At 69.6% G+C, this 24,431-nt stretch carries 24 protein-coding genes and 1 tRNA gene; 11 read left to right on the top strand and 14 right to left on the bottom strand.

All coding sequences use genetic code 11. From position 1 onward, the window contains the following. Positions 1-7 precede the first annotated feature (7 nt). Positions 8-670 carry a DUF998 domain-containing protein gene (locus BST17_RS11465; protein ID WP_083057991.1) on the top strand — a complete coding sequence of 221 codons (663 nt, stop codon included), beginning with the start codon at positions 8-10 and terminating at the stop codon, positions 668-670. A 27-nt stretch (positions 671-697) separates the two neighbouring features. Next, positions 698-1,768 (top strand): metallophosphoesterase family protein, encoded by a 1,071-nt coding sequence (locus BST17_RS11460; RefSeq protein WP_083057990.1) that lies wholly within the window; start codon positions 698-700, stop codon positions 1,766-1,768. 80 nt (positions 1,769-1,848) lie between these two features. Here the strand turns inward: BST17_RS11460 and pth are convergent, their stop codons facing one another. From pth to BST17_RS11420, 8 genes are all read right to left on the bottom strand, one after another. Next, positions 1,849-2,424, bottom strand: coding sequence for an aminoacyl-tRNA hydrolase (pth, locus tag BST17_RS11455; RefSeq protein ID WP_083057988.1), 576 nt, complete (start codon positions 2,422-2,424; stop codon positions 1,849-1,851). A gap of 12 nt (positions 2,425-2,436) precedes the next feature. Next, complete coding sequence (locus BST17_RS11450; RefSeq protein WP_083057987.1) at positions 2,437-3,105, bottom strand: 50S ribosomal protein L25/general stress protein Ctc; 669 nt, start codon at positions 3,103-3,105, stop codon at positions 2,437-2,439. A 121-nt stretch (positions 3,106-3,226) separates the two neighbouring features. Next, complete coding sequence (locus tag BST17_RS11445; protein WP_083057986.1) at positions 3,227-4,093, bottom strand: oxidoreductase; 867 nt, start codon at positions 4,091-4,093, stop codon at positions 3,227-3,229. Positions 4,094-4,107: 14 nt separating this feature from the next. Continuing rightward, entirely contained in the window at positions 4,108-4,776 is a 669-nt protein-coding gene (locus BST17_RS11440) for an LpqN/LpqT family lipoprotein (protein WP_083057984.1), read from the bottom strand. Then, positions 4,773-5,117 carry an arsenate reductase (glutaredoxin) gene (arsC, locus tag BST17_RS11435; protein ID WP_083057983.1) on the bottom strand — a complete coding sequence of 115 codons (345 nt, stop codon included), beginning with the start codon at positions 5,115-5,117 and terminating at the stop codon, positions 4,773-4,775. Before arsC ends, BST17_RS11440 begins: the two co-directional genes overlap by 4 nt. Positions 5,118-5,145: 28 nt before the next feature. Then, positions 5,146-6,126 (bottom strand): ribose-phosphate diphosphokinase, encoded by a 981-nt coding sequence (locus tag BST17_RS11430; protein WP_083057981.1) that lies wholly within the window; start codon positions 6,124-6,126, stop codon positions 5,146-5,148. A 106-nt stretch (positions 6,127-6,232) separates the two neighbouring features. Further along, on the bottom strand, positions 6,233-7,612 hold the full coding sequence (gene glmU / locus BST17_RS11425) for a bifunctional UDP-N-acetylglucosamine diphosphorylase/glucosamine-1-phosphate N-acetyltransferase GlmU (RefSeq protein WP_234807653.1): 1,380 nt from the start codon (positions 7,610-7,612) through the stop codon (positions 6,233-6,235). A 138-nt stretch (positions 7,613-7,750) separates the two neighbouring features. Beyond that, a tRNA-Gln gene (locus BST17_RS11420) sits at positions 7,751-7,822 on the bottom strand. An 87-nt stretch (positions 7,823-7,909) separates the two neighbouring features. Between BST17_RS11420 and BST17_RS11415 the strand changes: the two genes are divergently transcribed. Genes BST17_RS11415 through BST17_RS11405 form a run of 3 tightly spaced genes read left to right on the top strand, consistent with a single transcriptional unit; the run spans position 7,910 to position 13,115 of the window. Further along, positions 7,910-8,503, top strand: coding sequence for a TetR/AcrR family transcriptional regulator (locus BST17_RS11415; protein ID WP_109750097.1), 594 nt, complete (start codon positions 7,910-7,912; stop codon positions 8,501-8,503). A 56-nt stretch (positions 8,504-8,559) separates the two neighbouring features. After that, positions 8,560-12,195 carry a transcription-repair coupling factor gene (gene mfd / locus BST17_RS11410; RefSeq protein WP_083057978.1) on the top strand — a complete coding sequence of 1,212 codons (3,636 nt, stop codon included), beginning with the start codon at positions 8,560-8,562 and terminating at the stop codon, positions 12,193-12,195. Then, positions 12,192-13,115, top strand: a complete 924-nt coding sequence (locus tag BST17_RS11405) for a nucleoside triphosphate pyrophosphohydrolase (RefSeq protein WP_083057977.1) — start codon at positions 12,192-12,194, stop codon at positions 13,113-13,115. Before mfd ends, BST17_RS11405 begins: the two co-directional genes overlap by 4 nt. A gap of 10 nt (positions 13,116-13,125) precedes the next feature. Here BST17_RS11405 and BST17_RS11400 read toward each other — a convergent pair whose 3' ends face one another. The 6 genes from BST17_RS11400 to BST17_RS11375 all read right to left on the bottom strand — a co-directional run bounded on the left by BST17_RS11400 (position 13,126) and on the right by BST17_RS11375 (position 19,087). Then, positions 13,126-14,316 (bottom strand): Dyp-type peroxidase, encoded by a 1,191-nt coding sequence (locus BST17_RS11400; RefSeq protein ID WP_083057975.1) that lies wholly within the window; start codon positions 14,314-14,316, stop codon positions 13,126-13,128. Next, positions 14,309-14,794 (bottom strand): copper chaperone PCu(A)C, encoded by a 486-nt coding sequence (locus tag BST17_RS11395; RefSeq protein WP_083057974.1) that lies wholly within the window; start codon positions 14,792-14,794, stop codon positions 14,309-14,311. Before BST17_RS11395 ends, BST17_RS11400 begins: the two co-directional genes overlap by 8 nt. Beyond that, positions 14,787-16,232, bottom strand: coding sequence for a PepSY-associated TM helix domain-containing protein (locus tag BST17_RS11390; RefSeq protein WP_083057972.1), 1,446 nt, complete (start codon positions 16,230-16,232; stop codon positions 14,787-14,789). The genes BST17_RS11395 and BST17_RS11390 overlap by 8 nt, the downstream gene beginning before the upstream one ends. A gap of 99 nt (positions 16,233-16,331) precedes the next feature. Then, complete coding sequence (locus BST17_RS11385) at positions 16,332-16,871, bottom strand: hypothetical protein (RefSeq protein ID WP_083057971.1); 540 nt, start codon at positions 16,869-16,871, stop codon at positions 16,332-16,334. Between the two features lie 33 nt (positions 16,872-16,904). Continuing rightward, complete coding sequence (locus BST17_RS11380) at positions 16,905-18,155, bottom strand: Dyp-type peroxidase (RefSeq protein WP_083057969.1); 1,251 nt, start codon at positions 18,153-18,155, stop codon at positions 16,905-16,907. Beyond that, entirely contained in the window at positions 18,152-19,087 is a 936-nt protein-coding gene (locus BST17_RS11375) for an EfeM/EfeO family lipoprotein (protein ID WP_083057967.1), read from the bottom strand. Before BST17_RS11375 ends, BST17_RS11380 begins: the two co-directional genes overlap by 4 nt. Positions 19,088-19,299: 212 nt before the next feature. Between BST17_RS11375 and BST17_RS11370 the strand changes: the two genes are divergently transcribed. The 6 genes from BST17_RS11370 to BST17_RS11345 all read left to right on the top strand — a co-directional run bounded on the left by BST17_RS11370 (position 19,300) and on the right by BST17_RS11345 (position 24,240). Further along, complete coding sequence (locus BST17_RS11370; protein ID WP_083058260.1) at positions 19,300-20,064, top strand: lytic transglycosylase domain-containing protein; 765 nt, start codon at positions 19,300-19,302, stop codon at positions 20,062-20,064. A 77-nt stretch (positions 20,065-20,141) separates the two neighbouring features. Beyond that, the gene (eno, locus tag BST17_RS11365; RefSeq protein ID WP_083057966.1) at positions 20,142-21,431 is read left to right on the top strand and encodes a phosphopyruvate hydratase; all 1,290 of its coding nucleotides are present in this window, start codon (positions 20,142-20,144) and stop codon (positions 21,429-21,431) included. A 9-nt stretch (positions 21,432-21,440) separates the two neighbouring features. Further along, positions 21,441-22,136 (top strand): FtsB family cell division protein, encoded by a 696-nt coding sequence (locus BST17_RS11360; RefSeq protein WP_083057964.1) that lies wholly within the window; start codon positions 21,441-21,443, stop codon positions 22,134-22,136. Continuing rightward, entirely contained in the window at positions 22,129-22,620 is a 492-nt protein-coding gene (locus BST17_RS11355; RefSeq protein WP_083057963.1) for a DUF501 domain-containing protein, read from the top strand. Before BST17_RS11360 ends, BST17_RS11355 begins: the two co-directional genes overlap by 8 nt. Further along, positions 22,617-23,555 (top strand): Ppx/GppA phosphatase family protein, encoded by a 939-nt coding sequence (locus BST17_RS11350; RefSeq protein WP_165762266.1) that lies wholly within the window; start codon positions 22,617-22,619, stop codon positions 23,553-23,555. The genes BST17_RS11355 and BST17_RS11350 overlap by 4 nt, the downstream gene beginning before the upstream one ends. Positions 23,556-23,673: 118 nt before the next feature. Continuing rightward, a complete protein-coding gene (locus BST17_RS11345; RefSeq protein WP_133053539.1) occupies positions 23,674-24,240 on the top strand; it encodes a hypothetical protein in 567 nt (188 codons plus the stop codon). The last annotated feature ends 191 nt before the right edge of the window (positions 24,241-24,431 follow it).

Raw genomic sequence — 24,431 nt, 5'->3', positions numbered from 1 at the left:
TGGTGTGATGGAACGGTCCTCACACGTCGTGCTCGGCTGGTTCGGTGTGCTCGGGGCCGCCATCTCGGTGGTCGCCATCCTGTCACTGGACGCGATCCTCGGCGGTGAGTCGCACCGGCCCGGCCGCACCCTGCGCATGGCGACCATCTCCGAGTACATCTACACCACCGGCGACTGGGCGTTCCTGACCGGCGTGCTGGCCCTCGCCCTCGGGTCGGTCCTGCTGCTGGTCGGCCTGATCGGCGCCGGGCTGGTGAGACCGTGGTCGCCCGGCTCGATCCTGATGTCGCTGTGGGTGACCGGCCTGGTGGGTGTGGCCGCCTTCCCCAAGAACAACTGGGAGATCGGGCCCAGCACAAGCGGATCGATCCACCGGGCGGCCACCCTGCTGGCGTTCGTGTCGTTGCCCGCGGCGGTGCTGGCCATCGCCCGGCGCCACCGCGGTGCCCGCCCGGCCGTCTGGCTCGCCTACGGTTCCATCGCCTGGCTGTCGATCCTGTTCGGCGCCATCGCGGTCGCCATGGTCACCGATCTGCGCTGGTATCGCATCATCCCGTTGGGCATCGTCGAACGCGGCATCGTCGCCTTCGAGGTCGCGGCCCTCATCGCGCTGGGAGTCTGGTTGATACGCGGGGAGTTCCACGTCGAGAAGCGGTTGGAATCCGGCTGAGGCCAATGCTGCACAGCGTGGTCGGCCGTGCCCGACAATGGCACGGTGCAGCGCGACCTGCGGATCTGGGCGTTCGGCGACGCGCACGTCGGCACCGACCTCCAGCACGGCCGCGAGAGCCTGGCCGACGCGATCCGGCATTCCGAGGAATTCGGCTGGGATATCGCGATCGACGCCGGCGACATGTCCGGCGCGCATCACAGCCTGCCCGATGATGCCGAGGGCTCAGAGGTCAGAAGGCAACTGGGAGCGCTGAACAGCCATCGCCGCGAGGACATCTACTCGGTATGCGGCAACCACGATCGCAACGGCCTCGACGAACCACAGGCCTCGTGGTGGCGCAAGTGGATCGACCCGACCGGGGAGCACACGGCGTTCTCCGGCGTCGATGCATCACGGCGGCGCTACCCGGTCGAGGGCACCTGGGAACGCTACTCCTTTCGGGTCGGCAACCTGCTGTTCCTGATGATGAGCGATATCAACGAGCCGTCCCAGACCGTCGGCCGCGGCACGCTCGGCGGTAACCCCGGTGGCGTGGTCAGTGCCGAGACGTTCGACTGGTGGGTGGACATGGTTGAGCGCCATCGTGATTCGTTGATCGTGACGGTGCACCACTACGTCCTCAAGGACACCACGGTGGCCTCGGGGGAGTGGGAAGGGGTGCGCATCGACGATGACGGCACCCTGCACGAGCACTACCACCGGCCGTTCGCCCAGGGCACCCCGCAGGGCGCGTCGTATCTGTACTGGGTGGGCTCGAAGCCGGACTGCGGGGCGTTCGAACGGTATCTGGAGGATCACCCCGGTGCGGTCGCGCTGTGGATCGGCGGGCACACCCACACCCACCCGGACGACGACCGCGGCGGCAAGACTCACATCGAGAAGCGGTACGGCGGAACATATTTCATGAACGTGGCATCGTTGAGTCGGTATCACATGCCGATCACGACGCTGCCGATCAGCCGATTGCTGACGTTCACGCCGGGTAGTTCACGGCTGCGGGTGCAGTGCTATCTGCACACCGACCAGTACGCCCCGCAGGGGTGGTACGACACCGCGGAGCGGACGCTGGATCTGAAAGCCCCGTTCGTCTGGTGAGCGTGCGTGAACTCCGCAGTTGACGCGGCGTGTCGGGCAGCAGACACGCACGCTCGCCGGGAAGAGGGGAGAGGCGGGAGTTACCAGGCGTGGACGATGTTCTGGGCCGGTTCGAGGCCCTGAGACAGCAGCAGTTCGGTCGCATCGGCGGCCTGCTCGCACACCAGCCCGACCTCCGGGCGCTCGGCGGAGCTGAACGGCTCGAGCACGTATGCGGCCGGGTCCTTGCGCCCGGGCGGCCGGCCCACGCCGATGCGCACGCGCTGAAAGTTCTTGGTGCCCAATGCCGCAGCGACCGACCGCAAGCCGTTGTGGCCGCCCTCGCCGCCGCCGAGCTTGAGCCGGATCCGGCCGAAGTCGATGTCGAGTTCGTCGTGCAGGATCACCACGTCGGCGGGGTCCACCGAGTAGAAGTTCGCCAACGGCCCCACCTGGCGGCCGGATTCGTTCATGTAGACGCGCGGCTTGGCCAACACGACGGCCCGACCGCCGAGGCGACCAGTGGTCGCCTCGGCGCCGGACTTCTTGTGCAGCTTGAAACCCGAACCGATGCGTTCGGCCAGTATGTCGGCCACCATGAACCCGAGGTTGTGTCGGGTCGTGGCGTATTTCGGCCCGGGGTTGCCCAGGCCGACCACCAGCAGGGGTTCGGCCACGTCGATCCGTGGCTATTCGGCGGCTTCGGCGTCTGCCTCGGCCTCGCCCTCGGCGGCATCCTCTTCGGCCTCGGTGGCGGTCTCGTCGACCTCGCCGGCACCCTCGGCCTCGAGCTCCTCGGCGGTCGGCGCCGCGACGACGTTGACCACCAGGGTCTCGGCATCGACGACGAGCGTCACACCGTTGGGCAGTTCCAGCTGGCCGGCGGTGATCTGGGTGCCGACCTCGGCCTCCTCGACCGACACGGTCAGCTGCTCGGGGATGGACAGCGCCTCGGCCTCGATGGCGATGGTGTTGGCCTCCTGGGTGACCAGGGTGCCTGCGGCGGCCTCACCCTCGACGACCACGGGCACGTCGACCTGGACCTTCTCGCCACGCTTCACGACGAGCAGGTCGACGTGCTGGATGTTGCGGCGCACCGGGTGGATGTCGAGGGCCTTGGTCAGCGCGAGCTGCTCGGTGCCGTCGATGTCCAGGGTCAGGATGGCGTTGGTGCCCGAGTGGCGCAGCACGGCGGCGAAGTCGTGCGCATTGAGCTCGAGGTGCTGCGGGTCGGTGCCGTGGCCGTAGAGCACGGTGGGGACCTTGCCGTCGCGCCGGGCCTGGCGCGAGGCGCCCTTGCCGGTGCGCTCGCGCACGGTGGCGGTCAGCTTGTTGGGGGCCGAGTTCTTGGCAGCCATGTTGTCTCTCCTGTAGCCGGTTCACACACGGCCAGGGTCCAACGAAATGGGATCCCGTCGATAACGGTGTTTTGGTAACCACCCTCGCCGTGACGTCAGCAAAGGGTAGCCGACAAGCCCCTCAGATCTGAAATTCGGTGCCCGTGAGCTGCGCGGACAGCGCCCACAGCGCCGATGCCGTGGCGGCGTTGCGGGCCAGCGGGCTGCGCGGGCTCTGACCGGTGGCGCCCCGCATGCCGAACCGGGGACCGATGAAACTGTCCCCGGGTATGTCGGCGGCCGCGGCGTACAGCGTCTGGCGCGCCCCGAAGTCGGCGTCGGTGGCCAGCTTGTTGGCGGCCACGAAGATCTTGTCACCGGTCGGGTTGCCGGTCTGTCCCTGCAGGTTGGTCGCCGAGTAGCCGGGGTGCGCGGCCACGGCGCGCACCGGCGAACCGGCCGCGGTCAGCAGGCGCTGCAGCTCGGTGGTGAACAGCAGGTTGGCCAGCTTGGACTGTCCGTAGGCCAGCCATGCCGAATACGGCCTGGCCTTCCAGTTCAGATCCTTGAGGCTGATGACGCCGAGCAGATGCATCATCGAGGACACCGTCACCACCCGGTCGGTGATCTTGGGCAGCAACAGGTTGGTCAGCGCGAAATGGCCCAGGTGATTCGTGCCGATCTGGCTCTCGAACCCCTGCTCGGTCCGGGCGTAGGGGACCGCCATGATCCCGGCGTTGTTGATCAGGACGTCGACGGCCTCGGTGCCGGCCGCGAAGGCGCGCACCGAGTCCAGGCTCTGCAGGTCGAGCGCGCGCACGCTCACATCCCCGGTCATCTGCGCGGCGGCGTCTTCGCCCTTGGCGGTGTTGCGGACGGCCAGGGTGACCGCGGCGCCGACCCTGGCCAACTCGCGGGCGGTGACCAGGCCGAGGCCGCTGTTGGCGCCGGTGACGATGACACGGCGGCCGGCGAAGGACGGCAGATCGGCGGCGGTCCATGAGCTCATGGCTGCCACCCTAGCTACGTGGCCCGCACGTCGAACCCCGAGATGATCTTCTCGATGTCCGGACCGTCCTTCTGGGCATCGTCGGCGAAGCTGGTGACCGTGAACTGCACCAGGTACTTCTGGGCCTTGGGTGCGGCCTGACCCGGCGCGGGCGCCTTGGGCTGGGTCCCGGTGGCGAAGACGATGCGGTTGTAGGTCTGCATCCGCTGCCCGCTGATCTCATAGGTGCCCTCGATCATCGAGGACGGGAAACCCTTGAAGTCGTCCCGGGAACCGTTGAGCTTCTTGAAGTTCGGTGACACCTCGGCGTCGACGTCGGCGTGCTTGAGAGCCTCGGCGGTATCGAAATCACCGTCGAGGGTGAACACCATCAGCATCGCCGTCGGGTAGGTCTCGCCGTCGGCGATCACCCGGGTGCCCGGTGCCATGTTGGTGTTGACGTAGTCCTGCCAGCCCTCGGGCCGGGGCACGGTGACGGCCAGATCGGTGAGCTTCTCCGGGGCCACCGGTTCACCCTTGACCCCGACACCCTCCAGGTATGCCGACAGCGGGACCGTCTCGTCGGACATCTCCTGGGTGGGCCGGGCCGGCGTGGTGGACAGCAGCGACTGGTAGTCGGGGGTCGCCTCGCCGCATCCGGCCAGCGTCAGGCACGCCAGAACAGCCGCCGCGAACCTCTTCACAACAGGTCGCGGACGTTCTCGATCGGGCGGGCCAGTCGGGTGCCCTTGTCGGTGACGACGAACGGCCGCTCGATCAGGATCGGATGTTCGACCATGGCGTCGAGCAGTTCGTCATCGGAGGCATCGGCCAGATGCAGTTCGGCGTAGAGCGATTCGCGTTTGCGCACCGCCGCGCGGACCTCGATGCCGGCATCGGAGATCATCCGCACCAGCTCGTCGCGCGACGGCGGGGTCTTCAGGTACAGCACGATTTCGGGCTCGATCCCGTTGTCGCGCAACATTTCCAGGGTCTTGCGTGAGGTCGAGCACTTCGGGTTGTGCAGAATGCGGGCGGCCGCCATGTCCGATACTCCTCGGGCGCGCTCGTCGCTAGGCGGAACCGTCGAAGAGCCCGGTCACCGAACCGTTGTCGAACACCGCCCGGATGGTGTTGGCCAGCAACGGGGCGATGGACAACACCGTCAGCGACGGGAAGCGCTTCTCCTCGCCGATGGGCAGCGTGTTGGTCACGATGACCTCGCGGGCGCCGCAGTCGGCCAGACGCTGGGCCGCCGGGTCGGACAGCACACCGTGGGTGGCGGCGATGATCACGTCCTTGGCGCCGTCCTGGCGGAGCAGCTTCACCGCGCCGGCGATGGTGCCGCCGGTGTCGATCATGTCGTCGGTGAGGATGCAGGTCTTGCCCTTCACATCGCCGACGACACGGTTGGACACCACCTGGTTGGGCACCAGCGGGTCACGGGTCTTGTGGATGAAGGCCAGCGGCACACCACCGAGGGAGTCGGCCCACTTCTCCGCGACACGGACGCGGCCCGAGTCGGGGGAGACGACGACCTTGTCGGCATCGGCGTAGTTCTCCGCGATGTAACCGGTCAGCAGCTTCTGGGCGCGCATGTGATCGACCGGGCCGTCGAAGAAGCCCTGGATCTGATCGGTGTGCAGATCGACGGTCACGATGCGGTCGGCGCCGGCGGTCTTGTACAGATCGGCGACCAGGCGGGCCGAGATCGGTTCGCGGCCGCGGTGCTTCTTGTCCTGCCGGGCGTACGGATAGAACGGCAGGATCGCGGTGATCCGCTTCGCGCTGCCGCGCTTGAGCGCGTCGATCATCAGCAGCTGTTCCATCAGCCACTGGTTCAGCGGCGCCGGATGGCTCTGCAGCACGAAGGCGTCGGATCCACGGACCGACTCGTCGAAGCGGACGAAGATCTCGCCGTTGGCGAAGTCCCGCGCGGTCTGCGCGGTCACCGGGACGTCGAGTTCCTTGGCCACCTGCTCGGCCAGCTCGGGGTGCGCCCGGCCGGAGAACAGCATCAGGTTCTTGCGGTTGTCGGTCCAGTCGTGGCTCATGCGTGGTGCCTCCGCGGTTCGGCGTTCCAGCCGGTCGGGGATCGATACGGGGCAATCGTACGGGCCAGTAACCGGAGCGCGCCCCCGGGTTACCGGATTGCCAACATCAGGCGTCGGGTTCGGGTGCCCCGGCCTTTCGGGCGGCTTCGGCGGAGGCACTTGCTGGGCGCTTGCGCAGCACCCAGCCCTCGATGGTGCGTTGCGCATTGTCCGAGACGGCCAGCGCGCCGGGCGGGACATCGTCGCGCAGCACCGTCCCGGCCCCGGTGTAGGCACCGTCGCCGACGGTCACCGGCGCCACGAACATGGTGTCCGAACCGGTCCGGACATGCGATCCGATGGTGGTGCGGCGCTTGGTCTCGCCGTCGTAGTTGACGAAGACGCTGGAGGCGCCGATATTGCTGTGCTCGCCGATGTCGGCGTCCCCGACATAGGTCAGGTGCGGCACCTTGGTGCCCGCCCCGATGGTCGAGTTCTTCGTCTCGACGAACGCGCCGAGCTTGCCCCGCGCGCCCAGCGTGGTGCCCGGGCGCAGATAGGTGAACGGCCCGACGGTCGCGCCGGCGCCGATCACCGACAGCTCGCCGTGGGTGCGGATGACGGTGGCGCCGTCGCCGACCTCCATCGCGGTCAGGGTGGTGTCCGGGCCGATGATGCAGTTCGCGCCGATCGCGGTGGGCCCGAGCAGCTGGGTGCCGGGGGCGATGACGGTGTCCGGGCCGATCTCCACCTCGACGTCGATCCAGGTGGTGGCCGGGTCGGTGACGGTGACCCCCGCCCGCTGGTGGGCGACGATGGTGCGCCGGTTCAGCTCGGCGCCCAGTGCGGCGAGCTGAACCCGGTCGTTGACGCCGGACACCAGCGCGGTGTCGGCGACGTGTTGGGCCTGCACCGGCAGGCCCTGCTCGCGGATCAGCGCGATCGCATCGGTGAGGTACAGCTCACCCTGGGCGTTGTCGGTGCGCAGCCGGGTCAGCGCCGCGCGCAGCGCGGCGGCGTCGAACGCGTAGACCCCGGAGTTGATCTCGGCGACGGCGCGCTGCGCGGCATCGGCGTCGGCGTGCTCGACGATCGCGGTGACCGCGCCCTCGCCGTCGCGGATGATCCGGCCGTAACCGGTGGGGTCGGCCAGGGTGGTGGTCAGGATGGTCGCGCCGGCGTCGGCATGCGTCGCGGTCAGGCCGGCCAGCGTCGGCCCGTCGAGCAGCGGGACGTCGGCGGTGGTGACGACGACGGTGCCGGCGAAGTCCTCGGGCAGCCCGGTCAGCCCGACGGTCACGGCATGCCCGGTGCCCAGCTGCTCCTCCTGTACGACGGCCACCGCGGTGCTGTTGACCCGCTGCACCTCCGCGCTGACCTGCTCGCGACCGTGGCCCACCACCACCACGACGTGCTGCGGGGTCAGCGCGGCGACCGCGTGCAGGGTGTGGGCCAGCATGCTGCGCCCGCCCAGCGGGTGCAGCACCTTCGGGATGGCCGAGCGCATCCGGGTGCCCGCGCCCGCGGCCAGGATGATCACGGCTGTTTCGGTGCTGGACACGTCTTCCTCCTCCGCGACCGAGGAGTGCCTGCCCGCGGACACACCGTCGACGCTGTCGGTTTAAGGTCGCTCGCGGCAGTTGAGCTCCGTCGCCAGGACTCGAACCTGAACTATCTGAACCAAAATCAGAGGTGCTGCCGATTACACCACGACGGACCGATCATCCCGAGACTCTAGTGCAAGCCGACTAGGCTGGCCGTCGTGGCAGCTCCCGAAAAAGACGTCCGCGCGCCGCGCGCCCGGATGACCGGCAGCGAACGCCGCCAGCAGCTCATCGAGATCGCCAAGTCGCTGTTTGCCGAACGGGGTTTCGACGGCACCTCCATCGAGGAGATCGCCCAGCGCGCCAACGTCTCCAAACCCGTGGTGTACGAGCACTTCGGCGGCAAGGAGGGCCTCTACGCCGTCGTCGTCGACCGGGAGATGTCCGCACTGCTCGACGGCATCACATCCTCGCTGACCAACAACCGCTCGCGGGTCCGGGTCGAGCGGGTCGCGCTGGCGTTGTTGACCTACGTCGAGGAACACACCGACGGATTCCGGATCCTGATCCGCGATTCACCGGCCGCCATCACCTCGGGTACCTACGCCACCCTGCTCAACGACGCCGTCAACCAGGTGGCCTCCATCCTGGCCGGGGATTTCTCCCGCCGCGGGCTGGACCCCGACCTCGCCCCGCTCTACGCCCAGGCACTGGTCGGCTCGGTGTCGATGACCGCGCAGTGGTGGCTCGACGTCCGGGAGCCGAAGAAGGAAGTGGTCGCCGCACACGTGGTCAACGTGGTGTGGAACGGGCTGACGCATCTGGAGTCCGACCCGCAGCTGCACGAGGAGTAGCGCGCGCCCGGGCGCGACGTCGGTCACTACCGACCGGCGCCTACCATGGATGCATCATGACCGCACCGGGGCACACTCATGTCCAGATCCCGATCGCGGGGCTCGTCGATCTGGCGCTCACCTCGCCCACCTTCGTCGACCTGATCGACCGCGCGCAGGGCCGGCCGGACTCGCTGGCGATGGTCGGCCCGGCCAGCGCACGCCTGTTCACCGCCGCCGCGCTGGCACGCACCGGTCCGCTGCTGGTCGTCACCGCGACCGGTCGCGAGGCCGATGACCTGACCGCCGAACTCAAGGCGGTGCTCGGCGAGGCCGTCACCCTGTTCCCGTCCTGGGAGACGTTGCCGCACGAGCGGCTCTCACCCGGTGTGGAGACCGTCGGCGCCCGGATGCTGGTGCTGCGCCGGTTGGCCCGCCCGGACGACGAGCACCTCGGGCCACCGCTGCAGGTGGTGGTCACCACCACCCGCTCACTGCTGCAGCCGATGCTGGCCGGCCTGGGTGCCATCGAACCGGTCACCCTGGCCGTCGGCGCCGAGTCCGACTTCGACGACACCATCGCGCGGCTGGTCGAGCTGGCCTACACCCGCGTCGACATGGTCGCCAAGCGCGGGGAGTTCGCGGTCCGCGGCGGCATCCTGGACATCTTCCCGCCGACTGCCGAACATCCTGTGCGGGTGGAGTTCTGGGGCGACGAGGTGTCCGAGATGCGGATGTTCTCGGTGGCCGATCAGCGCTCCATCACCGAGATCGAGATCAGCCGGGTCGACGCGGTGGCCTGTCGCGAGATCCTGATCACCGACGAGGTCACCCAGCGTGCGGCCCAGCTCCTCGACGCCCAACCCCAGACCGACAACACCATCGCTGGGTCGATCGGGGACATGCTGGCCAAGCTGGCCGAGGGCATCCCGGTCGACGGTATGGAGGCGCTGCTGCCGGTGCTGCAGCCCGATGAGCTGACACTGCTGACCAGCCATCTGCCGGCCGGGACCCCGGTGCTGGTGTGCGACCCGGAGAAGGTGCGCTCCCGCGCCGCGGACCTGATCCGCACCGGCCGCGAATTCCTGGAGGCGTCCTGGTCGGTGGCCGCCGTCGGCGGTGACGCGCCGATCGACGTCGAGTCGTTGGGCGGCTCCGGATTCCGCGAGCTCGACGAGGTGCGCGCCGCCGCGGGCCGGTGGTGGACGCTGAGCCAGCTCACCACCGAGTCGGCAGTCGAACTCGATGTGCGCCCCGCGCCGAGCGCACGCAGCCAGCACGCGGTCGACGAGATCTTCGCGATGCTGCGCGCGCACGTCGCGACCGGTGGTCACGCGGTGGTGGTCACCCCGGGTACCGGCACCGCGCACCGTGTCGTCGAGCAGCTCGGCGAAGCCGACACGCCCGCAACGATGTTGGAGTCCGGCGCACAGCCGACCGCCGGCGTGGTGGGGGTGCTCAAGGGGCCCCTGCACGACGGGGTGATCATCCCCGGGGCGAACCTGGTCGTCATCACCGAGACCGACCTGACCGGTAACCGGGTCGCGGCCACCGACGGCAAACGCCTTGCCGCCAAACGACGCAACGTCGTCGATCCGCTGGCGCTCACCGCCGGCGACCTCGTGGTTCACGACCAGCACGGCATCGGCAAGTTCGTGGAGATGACCGAACGGGTGATCGGCGGGGCCCGGCGAGAATACCTGGTGCTGGAATACGCCTCGGCCAAGCGCGGCGGTGGCACCGACAAGCTGTACGTGCCGATGGACTCGCTGGATCAGCTGTCGCGCTACGTCGGTGGGCAGGCGCCCACCCTGAGCCGGCTCGGTGGCAGCGACTGGACCAACACGAAGACCAAGGCCCGCAAGGCGGTTCGCGAGATCGCCGGGGAGCTGGTCTCGCTGTACGCCAAGCGGCAGGCCGCACCCGGGCACGCGTTCGGTCCGGACACCCCGTGGCAGGCCGAGATGGAGGATGCGTTCGGCTTCACCGAGACCATGGACCAGATGACCGCCATCACCGAGGTCAAGGCCGATATGGAGAAGCCGGTCCCGATGGACCGGGTGATCTGCGGTGACGTCGGCTACGGCAAGACCGAGATCGCGGTGCGGGCGGCGTTCAAGGCGGTGCAGGACGGCAAGCAGGTCGCGGTACTGGTGCCGACGACGCTGCTGGCCGACCAGCATCTGCAGACCTTCACCGCCCGGATGGCCGGCTTCCCGGTCACCGTGAAGGGGCTGTCCCGGTTTACCGACCCCGCCGAATCCAAGGCCGTGCTGGACGGAATGGTCGACGGCTCGGTCGATGTCGTGATCGGCACCCACCGGCTGCTGCAGACCGCGGTGCGCTGGAAGGACCTCGGACTGGTCATCGTCGACGAGGAACAGCGCTTCGGTGTCGAGCACAAGGAGCACATCAAGAGCCTGCGTACCCATGTCGACGTGCTGACCATGAGCGCCACCCCGATCCCGCGCACGCTGGAGATGAGCCTGGCCGGTATCCGCGAGATGTCGACCATCCTGACCCCGCCCGAGGAACGCTTCCCGGTGCTGACCTACGTCGGCCCGCACGACGACAAGCAGGTCGCCGCCGCGCTGCGCCGCGAACTCCTGCGCGACGGGCAGGCCTTCTACATCCACAACCGGGTCAAGTCCATCGATCAGGCCGCGGCCCGGGTGCAGGCGATGGTGCCCGAGGCCCGCGTCGTGGTGGCGCATGGGCAGATGGCCGAGGAGACGCTGGAGAAGACCGTCGAAGGTTTCTGGAACCGTGAATTCGACATCCTGGTGTGCACCACCATCGTCGAGACCGGACTGGACATCTCGAATGCCAACACCCTGATCGTGGAGCGTGCGGACACCTTCGGGCTGTCCCAGCTACACCAGCTGCGTGGCCGGGTGGGCCGCAGCCGCGAACGCGGGTACGCCTATTTCCTGTACCCGCCCGAGATCCCGCTCACCGAGACCGCGCACGACCGGCTGGCCACCATCGCCCAGAACAACGATCTGGGCGCCGGTATGGCGGTGGCGATGAAGGACCTGGAGATCCGCGGGGCGGGCAACGTGCTGGGTGTCGAACAGTCCGGGCACGTCGCCGGGGTCGGGTTCGATCTGTACGTGCGGCTGGTGGGCGAGGCGGTCGAGGCCTACCGGGCGGCCGTCGACGGGAAAACCGTTGTGGCCAACGAGGAACCGAAGGACGTCCGGATCGACCTGCCGGTGGACGCGCACCTGCCACCGGACTACATCGCCAGCGACCGGCTGCGCCTGGAGGCCTACCGGCGGCTGGCCGCCGCCTCCGACGATGCCGGGATCGCCCGCGTCATCGACGAACTCGTCGACCGCTACGGCCCGCTGCCCGAGGCCGCGCTGCGACTGGTGGCGGTCGCCCGGTTGCGGCTGCTGTGCCGCGAGTACGGCGTCACCGAGGTGTCCACCGTGTCCGACACCACGCTGAAGGTCTCGCCGCTGACCCTGCTCGACTCCGGTCAGATGCGGCTGAAGCGGATCTATCCGGGTGCGGCATACCGGGCCACCACCTCGACCGTGCAGATCCCGATCCCGCGGGCCGGCAGCGGGGTCGGCGCACCGCGGATCCGCGACCTGGAGCTGTTGCAGGCCGTGGCGGGCATGCTGCTCGCGCTGGACGGCCGCCCCGCCGACGAGGTCGACATCACCGGTGGCGCTGCGGCTTCCGAGGTCGGGGGGACCAGGTGACGGTCGTCCTGGTGGACCCGCGCCGGCCCTCGCTGGTGCCGGTGGAGGCCGTCGCGCTGCTGGCCGGGCAGGTGCAGTACACCGAGGAGATGCCGATCAAGGTGCCGTGGTCGCTGCCGTCGGCGCGGCCGGTGTTCAGCGACGGCTCCGAACCCGCGCCGGTGCTGCTGTCCTCGGACCCGGAGCATCCCGAGGTGAAGGCCCGGCTGGCCGCCGGTGCCACGCTGATCGCGGCGCCGAGCCCGCAGGTCGGGGAGCGCCTGGTCGACGCGGTCGCGATCATGGACCGGTTGCGCACCGACGGTCCGTGGGAGAGCGAGCAGACCCACGACTCGCTGCGCCGGTATCTGCTGGAGGAAACCTACGAGCTGTTCGACGCAATGCGCAGCGGCGACGCCGAGGAGCTGCGGACCGAGCTCGGAGATGTGTTGCTGCAGGTGCTTTTCCACGCCCGCATCGCCCAGGACGCACCCGAGCATCCGTTCGACATCGACGATGTGGCCGACGCGCTGGTGCGCAAGCTCGGCAACCGTGCCGCCGGGGTGCTGGCCGGCGAGTCGGTGTCGCTTGCCGAGCAGTTGGCGCAATGGGAGGAACGCAAGCTGGCCGAGAAGGTGCGCGACTCCTGCATGGATGACGTACCGACCGGCCAGCCCGCACTCGCCCTGACCCAGAAGGTGCTCGAGCGGGCGGCGGGTGCGGGACTGCCCGACGAGTTGATTCCCGACACGCTGCGTGAGGTGCGCATCGGGCCGGATACCGACGCCGAGAACCTCTTGCGCACGGCGACGTTGGCGTTCATGGACACCGTGCGCGCCGCCGAGCAGGCGGTCCGGGCGGCCCGCGGCTCCGACACCATCGGCTCGACCCCGCCGCAGCCCATCGGCGCCGATGAGTGGCGCGCGCACTGGCCTGCCTGACCGCTCGTGATCAGGCCAGCAACCCCTGACCCAGCCAGCCGCCCTCGGCCACCCCGGGCAGCATGGCGAATGTCGCCGAGCCGACCGTGGTGATCCACTGGTTCATCGCATCCGCCTGCGCCAACCGTTCCTGCACCGGGACGAACTGCCGCGCCGGGTCGGCCAGGTAACACGCGAACACCAGCCCGCTGTCGGTGGTCACCCCGGCCGGCGGCGGATCGTCGTAGTTGTACGGCCGGCGCAGGAATCGCTCGTCCTCGGTGCGGTGATGCGCCAGCGCGATATGCGAGTTCGGCGGGATCACCGGGATGCCGTTGACCTGGGCGGCCAGATCGGGCGCGTCGTCCTCCCGGGCTCCGGTCAGAGGTGCACCGGTGTCCAGCCGGCGGCCCACCGCGAATTCCTTGCTGGCCCGGTCCAACTCGTCCCAGGTGTCCAGCTCCGCGCGCACCCGGCGCAGCACCAGGATGGTCCCGCCGGCGAACCACGGTTGGGCCGCCCCGTCATCCCACACGTGCCGGGCGAACTCGGCAGGGGTGCGCAGGTTCGCGGTGCCGTCGACCTGACCCATCACGTTGCGCATGGTGGACCCGGATGCGTCGGCGCCGTGCGCATTGCGGAACCCGCGCTGCCGCCAGCGCTGCACGGTCATCGCCCGCACGTTCTTGAGCAACACCCGGCTGGCATGTGCGACCACCATCGGATCGTCGGCGCAGATCTGCAGCAGCACATCGCCGCCGACGAACGCCCGCTCCAGTCGGTCGGTGGAGAACGCCGGCAGGTCGATCGCGGTGGGTGGCTTCCGGTGCGCCAACCCGATCCGATCGAACACCGCCGGGCCGAGACCGACACTGACCGTCAGCCGGGCCGGCCGCAACGCCAGCTCGGGTTCGGTGTCGGCCAGCGCCGGGCGCCCCTGGGTCAGCCGGGCGGCATCGGCACTCCACAACCGCAGCACCGCGGTCAGCGTCTCGCGCGGGCTACGTCCCGGCTCGTCGCGCAGGTCGAGTGCGACGAACAACGCGTGCGCCTGCGCCGGCGTGGCGATACCTGACTGGTGGGCGCCGTGGAAGGGCTCCACGGCGCCACCGAAGCCCTCGACGGTGGCGGATTGTGCTGCGCCGCACCGGGTCAGCGCGGCGCCCGCGGCCAGCGCGGCGGCGCCCCCGGTCAGCAGGCGCCGCCGGTTCACCTCAACCATGGCTGCCGTGGCCGGGCTGGTATTCCTCGTTGGCACCGGCGAAATCGCGGACCTGCGCGGTGACGGGCAGCGAGGAGCCGTCCTCGAAGACCAATGTGACGGTGACATCGGTACCCGGCGACAGCGGTCCGGTGAGGTCCATCAACATCACGTGATCCCCGCCGGGGACCAGGTCGTGACTGCCGCCGCCGGCTATGACGAATCCGCCGTCCTTGGGTCGCATGGTCTTACTGCCGGACTCGCCCACCACCTCGTGCATCTCGATGATGTTCGCCGCGGGCGAGGTGCCATAGGTGATCCGCGCCTCGCGGTCGCCGTCGTTGGTCAGCGACCCGAACATCGCCGCCATGCCGTCATCGGTGGCGGCGGCCCACTGATCGTGGATCGACACCTGCTCGGCCATCGGACGCTCGTCGGCGGCGGGCGATCCGCACGCCGAAAGCAGCACGGCCGCAACGAGAATCATCAGCTTACGCATCGGCGGACTCCTTGCGCAGTGTGGCGGACCCGATGGCCAGATCCAGCAGTATGAATGCGATCAGCGAGACGCCGAGCAGGGGCAGGAACCAGCCCACCGCCCCCGCGCCGATCACCACCGCGCCGATGGCCCACGGCGGCAACCGCTTCAGCGCACCACGCAGTGGTGGCCGACCGACCGCCCAGCGCGATCCGCGGGTGGGTCGTCGCTGCCACCACATCCGGTAGCCGCCGATGATCACCCCGACCAGTGCCACCGCGATGCCGAGCAGCAGCAACTGGTTGAGCAGCCCGAAGAGCAGGCCCATGTGTCCGCGGATCCCCCAGTCGGCCAGCATCGCCACACCCGAGTAGTCGCGCCAGTAGTCCACCGACCCGCGCACGGTGTTGTTCACCGGATCCACCGACGCGGCGTTGGTGGTCAGCCGGTAGGGCTTGTCGATCTCGGTGACCACGACACCCTGGCCGGGTTCGGTGGGCAGGGTGATCTCCAGGGGCGGGTGCACACCGACGCGGGCCGCGGCACGCAGCACCCCGTCGTAGTTGACCGCAGCCGGGTCGCCGGCCGGGGCAGCCGACGCGCCGTGACCGGCGTGGTCGCCGTGGTCGCCGTGGTCGCCGTGGGCGTCCCGGCCCGGGGCGGCCGGGGTGAGGTCGGTGTTCAGCTGTGGTCGTTTCCACTCCATCGCCGAGCGCAGTTCGGTGACGTGCGCTCCGGCGTAGGTGGACCAGGTGATGCCGGTCGCCGACAGGAACAACAGTCCGGCCAGCAGCCACACGCCGGTGGCGCCGTGCCGGTTCATGGTGCGGGCACGGCCCTTGCCGCCGCCGGCCCGGAAGATCCGCGCCTGCCGGCCCCGGCGCCGATCGCCCGCGGCCTTGGTCAGCCACAGCGCCAGCCCGCCGAGTGCCACGACCCACAGCCAGGAGGCCGCGAGCTCGCTGTAGATGCGACCCGGTTCGCCGAGGTTGAGATGGCGGTGAAAGCCGTCCAACCACGTACTCACCGGCAGGTAGCCCAGCCAGGTGGCCTCGTCGCCGAGAACCCGGCCGGTGTACGGATCCACGAACACCGCCCGCTGCAGCTCCGCATCCAGGGCGGGGTCGGCGAAGTACACCCGGGTGGATTCGCCGGGCTCGGCGGCCGGACGCAGCCCGGCCATGGCCAACTGCGGGAATGCGGTCTGTGCGGCGGCGGCCTGTGCGGACAGTGGCAATGCCTGCCCGGACGGGGTGACGGTCAGGATGTCGCTGTAGACGACGCGTTCGATGGTGGGGGCCATCGCGTACAGCCCGCCGGTGAGGGCGGCGATCAGGATGAACGGTGCCACCAGCACACCGGCGTAGAAGTGCAGGCGCAGCACGAACGGGCGCCAGTGTCGTCGGGGTGCTTCGGCGGTGGGTGGTGCGGATTCGACGGTGTCGTCGGGCAGGGTCATGAGAAGCCTTCGGCTCAAGGTGATGGGTGGGTGCGAACGCACACAGCGCCCCGGCCGGTTTTCGGCCGCGGGCGTACATGAGGTCAATGGTGTGGACCGCTACGCGGTCGCGACGCCACCCATCGGCGGGGCACGCATGCCCAGTCCGGGAGCCAGCAGAACAGATTGGGCGACAACGTTGTTGGTGCGCCGACGGATTCGCGGCGCGGTCGGTGCAGCGGTGCGGGCGGCGAACAGGCGCAGCCAGCACAGCACCGAGGCGCACACCCGGTAGAGATGCTCGACGGCGGCGATCGCGATGCCGAGGACCACCGCGGCGGCGGCGTGCGCGGTGAGCATCGACGGCGTCAGCCCGAGGCCGCCGTGGTGTCCGCCGGCCACGGCGAGCACGAGGTGGCCGAGCAGCTGGGCCGCGCCGAGCGCAACTGCCAGGACGGCCACCTGGGCGTGCGGGTTGGCGACGGTGACGGAACCGGCCGCGGCACCGGCGGTCGCGCAGACCAGTAGCGCGGCGACCAGGGCGGCGCCATGGGGGAAGGTGCCTGCGGCCGCGGCGTGCGCGCCGACGGTGGTGACGGCCGCGCTGATGCCGACGAGCACGGCACGTAGCCCGTGCGCGCGTGCGGTCGGCGTCGTCACCAGGCGGACTCTACTACGCCTGCTAGTAGACGTTCAGTCCAGCAGCGCATCGCCGAGGAACCGGTCTTCGCCGGTCACCCCGGGCAGCACGAAGAAGAAGCCGCCGCCGACCGGCATGATGTACTCCTCCAGCGGTTCGCCCTTGAGCCGCTCCTGCACGGCCAGGAAACCCTTCCGCAGGCTGCGCTGGTAGGCCACGAAGGCCAGCCCCTGATCCAACCGGCCCGCCCCGTCGAAACCGCGCGAGTAGTTGAATCCCCGGCGCAGGATCAGGTTCTGCTCGGTCTCCGGGGTGCGGGGGTTGGCCAACCGGATGTGCGCGTTCAGCTTGATCCGCAACCCGTCGGGGTCGGACGCATAATCGGGGTCGTCGAATTCCCCTGTCATCCCGAGCGGGGCGCCGCTGACCTTGGCGCGGCCGATCAGCGCCTCCTGCTCGACGAGCTGGGTGCGGTCCCAGAATTCGACGAAGTTCCGGATGATGCGCACCGCCTGATAGGTGCCACCGACCGCCCATTCGGGTTCGCCGCCCGGGCCGACGTCCTCGGGCCCCACCCAGACGTGCCGGTCCATCACGGTCGCATCGGCGACGTCGAGGTTGGCGGTGCCGTCCTTGAATCCCAGCAGATTGCGCGGGGTGGTCGCCTCGGCGGCCTTGCCGGCGCCGATGCCGCGGGCGTAGCCGTCGATCATCCAGCGCAACACCAGATCGCTGCGGGTCCGGCGCATCAGCTGGCGCAGGGCGAACTGCATGGTGTCGTTGTGGCCGGACTCGAAGATGATCGAGATGTCGCCGTGCGAGAGTTTCGGGTCCAGCCGGTCGTTGGCCAGGAACGGCATGGTCTCCAGCTCGCGGGGCTTGCGGTCGGCCAGCCCGAAGCGCCGGTCGAACAGTGAGGCCCCGACCCCGACGACGATGGACAGGTTGTCCGCAGGCGGATGCTCGCCGAGGATTCCGGAGTCCACCGGCGGGTAGGCCGGGTCGCGCTGCTCGGGCGGGCGGCCGGCCATCAGGCCCCGGATCTCGTCGGTCAGCTCCTGCAGCGTCGACCGGAGTTCGGCGCGGTCACGGGCGTGCACATTGAACGACGCCACCAGTCCCTGCTCCGGGATGGGCAGGGCGGTGATGCCGGTCTGGTGGGCACCCTCGAAGTCGATGAACCGCTGCGCGCTCTGCGGCTGCTCGGGGGTGTCCTGCGCGCACCCGGCCAGTGCCGCCGCACCGGCTGCGGCACCGGCTCCGAGGGCGCCGGTGACGAATCCGCGCCGAGAAATCCGCGTCACTGCAGTTTGAGCACTCCCGAGACCTGGGACAGGTTCTCCGAAAGGCCCGCGAGTTCGGATTTGAGCGTGTCGATCACCTCGGGGGTGACGGTGACCTCGGGGCAGCGCGCCGACGGGTACGGGTCGTTCTCGGTGCAGAACAGCACCCAGCCGTCACCGCGGCGCAGCGGGCCCAGGGTGTCGAACACCGAGTTGATGCCGGCCTCGATCTTGCCCAGCAGCGCCGGGTCGGCCTCCACCAGTGCGGGGTTCAGCTTGCCGATCGCGTCGCGGGCGCCCTGGACGTTGGCGTCGAAATCCCACAGGTCGGTCTTGGCGTAGCGGTCCTCTTCGCCGGTGATCTTGCCCTCGGAGACCTCTTCGATCAGTTCCGCGGCACCGTTGGAGACGTCCACCGGGGTGACCTCGACGGACGGGAACTGGGCCTTCAGTTCGGCGATATCGGCGTCGAGCTGGTCGGCGAACGGTGCACCGCCCTCGGTGGTGTTCTTCTCGAACAGCAGGTACTCCAGGCGGTGCCAGCCGGTGAACTCGGGATCGTCGACACCGGCGAAGTCGTCGACGCGGGCGTCGATCTTGCCGTCGATCTCCTCGACCAGCCCGGCGATCGGTTCGATGCGCTCCCACGGCGCTCGCGAGGGCGCATAGGCGTCCTGGGCGGCCTTCAGGTCGCCGGCGCGCACCGCGTCAGTGAGCACCTTCACCGCGGTGACCAGTTCGTCGATCTGGGCGACGGCGTAGGCCTTGTATTCGGCGGCCGCCTTCTCGGTCAGCGGATTGGGCGCCGCGGCAGCCGAACTGCTGGTCGACGCGCCCGAGGAGGCGCTGGCAGTCGAGCTTTCTGCGCCGTTGTTCGAATCACCGCCCGAACATCCGCTGAGAATCAGGGCGGCTGCCACAACGGGGATCTGCCAGGCAAAACGGTGCGTCATCGAACCTCCTTGGGGGACTTCGAGCACAGTACATGTTCGACCAGGATTGGATAGGCATACCTGGGTCAAGACGAGCGATCAACTGCCCGTGTCGCCACCACCGTTACTCTTGTTCGGGGGTGTGGAATCCCCCGTTGCCTTGAGGGAGTGCCTTGTCGGACGTGCGGAGTGGGGCTGGGAGTGTGTCCTCCCCGGCGCCGACCATCGATCCGGTGCAGTCGGCCCCGCGACGCACGTTCGCCGCATTCTGGCGGGCCCGCTGGTTACGGGCGGCCCTGGTGCTCGCGGCGGCGCTGCTGCTGTTGGCGTCCAGTTGCTCCTGGCAGAGCGGTGAGGTCATCCCCGACGGTGTCCCGCCACCCCGCGGGGCCCCGGTCCCGGCGATCGACACCAATGCCGACGGCCGGCCCGCCGACCAGCTGCGGGAGTGGGCCGCCGAGCTGGCCCCGAAGGTCGACATCCCGGAGCAGGCGCTGCAGGCCTACGCGTATGCCGCGCGGGTGGCCGAGGTGGTCAACCCCAAGTGCAATCTGGCCTGGACCACGCTGGCCGGCATCGGCATGGTGGAGAGCCACCACGGCACCTACAACGGGGCGACGATCGCCGCCAATGGCGATGTGCGCCCGCCCATTCGGGGTGTCCAGTTGGACGGGACGATGGGCAACATGCAGATCCTGGACACCGATCAGGGCCTGCTGGACGGGGATCCGACCCTGGACCGGGCGATGGGTCCCATGCAGTTCATCCCGGAGACCTGGCGGCTGTACGGGGTGGACGCCAACAACGACGGCGTCATCAGCCCGGACAACTTCGACGACGCGGCCCTGTCGGCGGCCGGCTACCTGTGCTGGCGCGGCAAGGACCTGTCCACCCCACGCGGATGGATGGAGGCGTTGCGCGCCTACAACCTGTCCAACCAGTACGCGCGCGGTGTGCGTGACTGGGCGACCGCCTATGCCGAGGGCCACCCCCTCTGATCACGCCATGCTGATTCACAACCTCTAGGCTCTTACCGTCCGCACGCCATCCCAAGACCGATTTCCAGGAGGAACCCGTGCCCATCATCGAACAGGTCGGAGCCCGCGAGATCCTCGATTCGCGCGGCAACCCGACCGTCGAGGTCGAGGTGGCCCTGATCGACGGAACCGTTGCCCGCGCGGCGGTGCCCTCGGGCGCGTCCACCGGTGAACACGAGGCGGTCGAGCTGCGCGACGGCGGCCCCCGCTACCTGGGCAAGGGCGTCGAGAAGGCGGTCGAGGCCGTGCTCGACGAGATCGCCCCGGCGGTCATCGGTCTGTCCGCCGATGATCAGCGCCTGGTCGACCAGGCGCTGCTGGATCTGGACGGCACCCCGGACAAGTCGCGGCTGGGCGCCAACGCCATCCTGGGCCTGTCGCTGGCGGTGGCCCGCGCGGCCGCCGATTCGGCCGGCCTGCCGCTGTTCCGCTACGTGGGCGGCCCGAACGCGCACATCCTGCCGGTGCCGATGATGAACATCATCAACGGCGGCGCGCACGCCGACACCGGGGTGGACGTGCAGGAGTTCATGATCGCCCCGATCGGCGCACCCACCTTCAAGGAATCGCTGCGCTGGGGCGCCGAGGTCTACCACTCGCTCAAGTCGGTGCTCAAGAAGCAGGGTCTGTCCACCGGTCTGGGCGACGAGGGCGGTTTCGCCCCGGACCTGCCCGGCACCAAGGCCGCGCTGGACCTGATCGGCACCGCCATCGAGGGTGCGGGCCTGAAGCTGGGCTCCGACGTGGCGCTGGCACTCGATGTGGCGGCCACCGAGTTCTACACGCAGGGAACGGGTTACGCCTTCGAGAAGGAGACCCGCAGCGCCGAGCAGATGGCCGAGTTCTACGCCGGCCTGCTCGACGCGTACCCGCTGGTGTCGATCGAGGATCCGCTGTCCGAGGATGACTGGGACGGCTGGGTGGCGCTGACCTCCGCGATCGGCGACCGGGTGCAGCTGGTGGGTGACGACCTGTTCGTCACCAACCCCGAGCGCCTGGAAGAGGGCATCGAGAAGGGTGCGGCCAACGCGCTGCTGGTGAAGGTCAACCAGATCGGCACGCTCACCGAGACGCTGGACGCGGTCTCGCTGGCCCACAACAGCGGCTACCGCACGATGATGAGCCACCGCTCCGGTGAGACCGAGGACACCACCATCGCCGACCTGGCCGTGGCGGTCGGCAGCGGTCAGATCAAGACCGGTGCCCCGGCTCGCAGCGAGCGGGTGGCCAAGTACAACCAGCTGCTGCGCATCGAGGAAGCCCTCGGCGACGCCGCACGCTATGCAGGCGATCTGGCCTTCCCACGGTTCACGCCTGCGAGCCAGTAGTTTCGGCTCATGCCCGACGCGAAACGGCCCGATCCGCAGCGGAAGTCGAGCCGCGGCCCTGCCCGCAGGCCGGGCAAGGCGGGTGGGGCGGGCCGTCCGCGCGGGTCGTCGGTGCGTCGGGAACCCAAGGCCATCGAGAGCCGGCAGGCCCGCGAGGCCCGGCAGGCGCCCGGTCCGGCGGAGACGCCGGACACCGTCGCCGAGGCCATCCGCCGCTCGGTCGCCGAGACCACCGACGCGCAGTCCGATCAGCGGTTCGGGTCGGCGGCCCGGCGGGCGGCGATCCTGGCCGCGGTGGTGTGTGTGCTGACGCTGACCATCGCCGGGCCGGTCCGCACCTACTTCGCCCAGCGCACCGAAATGAACCAGCTGAAAATGGTTGAGGCACAATTGCGTTCACAGATCGCCGATCTCGAGCAGCAGAAGATCAAGCTCGCCGATCCGGTGTTCATCGCCGCGCAGGCCCGCGAGCGACTGGGCTTCGTGATGCCCGGTGACATCCCGTATCAGGTGCAGTTGCCACCGTCGGCGGTGGTGGAACCCGACGCCGGCCCGCAGGCGCCCACCGCGGTCAACACCGACCCCTGGTACACCTCGTTGTGGCACACCATCGCCGACGCACCGCACGGCGCCACGCCCGCGATCACGCCCGCGCCGGTGCCCGCACCCCCCGTGGTGCCCGACCCCGCACCCGCCGGTGGTTGACCAAGCCGATCTGGACGCCGTCGCCCGCCAACTGGGGCGAGCACCGCGCGGTGTCCTGGAGATCGCCTACCGCTGCCCCAACGGCGAACCCGCCGTGGTGAAGACGGCGCCCAAGCTGCCCGACGGCACCCCGTTCCCCACGCTGTACTACCTGACCCATCCGGCGCTGACGGCGGCGGCCAGCCGGCTGGAATCCTCGGGTTTGATGCGCGAGATGACCGAACGGCTGGCCGAAGACCCGGAACTGGCCGCCGCCTACCGGCGTGCGCACGAATCCTATCTGGCCGAGCGGGACGCCATCGAGCCGTTGGGCACCGACTTCACCGGCGGCGGCATGCCCGACCGGGTGAAATGCCTGCACGTCGTGATGGCGCACGCGCTGGCCAAGGGCCCGGGGGTCAACCCGTTCGGTGACGAGGCGCTGGCGGTACTGGCCGTCGAACCGGCGATGGCCGGAATCCTGGATCGTGAGGTGTGGACGTGAGGGTCGGCGCGGTCGACTGCGGTACCAATTCCATCCGGCTGCTCATCGCCGAGGGCGGTGCCGACGGATTGTCCGATGTGCACCGCGAGATGCGCATCGTCCGGCTGGGGCAGGGGGTCGACGCGACCGGCGAGTTCGCCCCGGAAGCCTTGGCGCGCACCGAGGCAGCGCTGGCCGACTATGTCGCGCTGATGCGTGAGCACGAGGTGGCCCGGGTGCGGATGGTGGCGACATCGGCGGCCCGCGATGCCGGCAATCGGGACGAGTTCTTCGCCATGACCGCCCGGTTGCTCGGGACCGTCGCCGACGGGGCGGTCGCCGAGGTGATCACCGGCACCGAGGAGGCGCAACTGTCCTTCCGCGGTGCCGTCGGTGAACTCGACCCGACCGCGGCACCGTTCATCGTGGTCGATCTCGGGGGCGGCTCCACCGAACTGGTGCTCGGCGACGGAGACGGGGTGAGCGCGTCCTTCTCGGCGAACATCGGGTGCGTGCGGATAAAGGAGCGTTGCCTGCACACCGACCCCCCGACGGCCGATGAGGTAGAGCAGGCGCGCGCGGTGGTGGCCGAGCGTCTCGACGAGGCGCTGCGCGCGGTCCCGGTCGAGGGCGCGCACACCTGGGTGGGGGTGGCGGGCACCTTCACCACGCTGGCCGCGCTGGCACACCGGTTGCCGGTATACGACCCGGCGGCGATTCACCTGTCCCGGACCGGATTCGGCGCGCTGCTGGACGTCTGCTCGGATCTGCTGGGGATGACCGCACGGCAGCGCCTCGAGCTGGGACCCATGCACGAGGGGCGTGCCGATGTGATCGCCGGCGGCGCGATCGTGGTGCAGGAGTTGGCCCGGGTGATGTCCGAGCGGGCCGGTATCGGCGAACTCGTGGTCAGCGAGCACGACATCCTGGACGGAATTGCGCTGTCCATCGCTTAGCGTGTTACGGATGGGTTCTTGAGGAGGGAGTGGCGTGAGCACGTGGAATTCAAGCGGAGGACCTCCGCCGATCGTCCCGCGTCCGCCGTCCCGCGGTGGCCCGAAGGTGGGGCCGATCGTGGGGATCGCCGTCGGTGTGATCGCCATCGGTGCCGGGGTCGCCTATTTCGTGCTCAAGCCCTCGTCACCGGATGAGGCTGCCGCACAGGAGACTTCGGTGGCCGCCGAGTCTTCGGCCGCCCCGTCTGGTGAGCCGAGCGAGGATGCCAACGCCCGGCTGATGAAGGCGCTGCCGAGGGGCTACCCGCAGGGTGCCTGCGAGCCGGTGGCGCGGCTGGAGGGTGCGCTGGCGACCATCGCCTGCACGGTCAACCGGGATCCCGGTGGTCCGATGTCGGCGACCTACTCGTTGCTGTTGGACAGCGCGGCGCTGAAGGCGGCCATCGACGACCTGGGGACCACCTCGACGGTGGTGGACTGCCCGGGCCGGATCCAGTCGCCGGGGCCGTGGCGGCACAACGCCTCGCTGCACGAGGTCAGCGGAACGCTGATGTGCGGTATCCAGAACGACAATCCGATGTTGGCGTGGACCAACTTCGACGCCCAGCTGTTCGCGGTGACGCAGGGCCGTCCGGGCGGACCTACCCTGGACAATCTGTACGCCTGGTGGAGCACGCATTCCTGACCCGACCTGACAGATGACAACGGCGCCCCGGTCCGAAAGGACCGGGGCGCCGTTGTTTTCAGCTCAGCAGGGGCCCTCAGGCGGCGGGCGGTGCCACCACCGGGGTGGTGGTCGGAGCCGCGCCGGCGGGCAGCGGGGTGCCCTGGCTGCCGGCCTCGGCCGGGGCGGGTGCAGGCACCGCGGCCGGGGCG

This window comes from Mycolicibacterium bacteremicum (genome assembly GCF_002086115.1).
GTDB lineage: Bacteria > Actinomycetota > Actinomycetes > Mycobacteriales > Mycobacteriaceae > Mycobacterium > Mycobacterium bacteremicum.
This window is presented reverse-complemented; position numbering and strand designations above follow the sequence as displayed.

Bases quoted from the DNA above. Each gene is read 5' to 3' on its own strand.
- BST17_RS11465 (WP_083057991.1), top strand. From the start codon at position 8: ATGGAACGGTCCTCACACGTCGTGCTCGGCTGGTTCGGTGTGCTCGGG.
- BST17_RS11450 (WP_083057987.1), bottom strand. From the start codon at position 3,105: ATGGCTGCCAAGAACTCGGCCCCCAACAAGCTGACCGCCACCGTGCGC.
- BST17_RS11445 (WP_083057986.1), bottom strand. From the start codon at position 4,093: ATGAGCTCATGGACCGCCGCCGATCTGCCGTCCTTCGCCGGCCGCCGT.
- arsC (WP_083057983.1), bottom strand. From the start codon at position 5,117: ATGGCGGCCGCCCGCATTCTGCACAACCCGAAGTGCTCGACCTCACGC.
- BST17_RS11430 (WP_083057981.1), bottom strand. From the start codon at position 6,126: ATGAGCCACGACTGGACCGACAACCGCAAGAACCTGATGCTGTTCTCC.
- glmU (WP_234807653.1), bottom strand. From the start codon at position 7,612: ATGCGCTCGGCCATCCCGAAGGTGCTGCACCCGCTGGGCGGGCGCAGC.
- BST17_RS11415 (WP_109750097.1), top strand. From the start codon at position 7,910: ATGACCGGCAGCGAACGCCGCCAGCAGCTCATCGAGATCGCCAAGTCG.
- mfd (WP_083057978.1), top strand. From the start codon at position 8,560: ATGACCGCACCGGGGCACACTCATGTCCAGATCCCGATCGCGGGGCTC.
- BST17_RS11400 (WP_083057975.1), bottom strand. From the start codon at position 14,316: ATGGTTGAGGTGAACCGGCGGCGCCTGCTGACCGGGGGCGCCGCCGCG.
- BST17_RS11395 (WP_083057974.1), bottom strand. From the start codon at position 14,794: ATGCGTAAGCTGATGATTCTCGTTGCGGCCGTGCTGCTTTCGGCGTGC.
- BST17_RS11390 (WP_083057972.1), bottom strand. From the start codon at position 16,232: ATGACCCTGCCCGACGACACCGTCGAATCCGCACCACCCACCGCCGAA.
- BST17_RS11375 (WP_083057967.1), bottom strand. From the start codon at position 19,087: ATGACGCACCGTTTTGCCTGGCAGATCCCCGTTGTGGCAGCCGCCCTG.
- BST17_RS11360 (WP_083057964.1), top strand. From the start codon at position 21,441: ATGCCCGACGCGAAACGGCCCGATCCGCAGCGGAAGTCGAGCCGCGGC.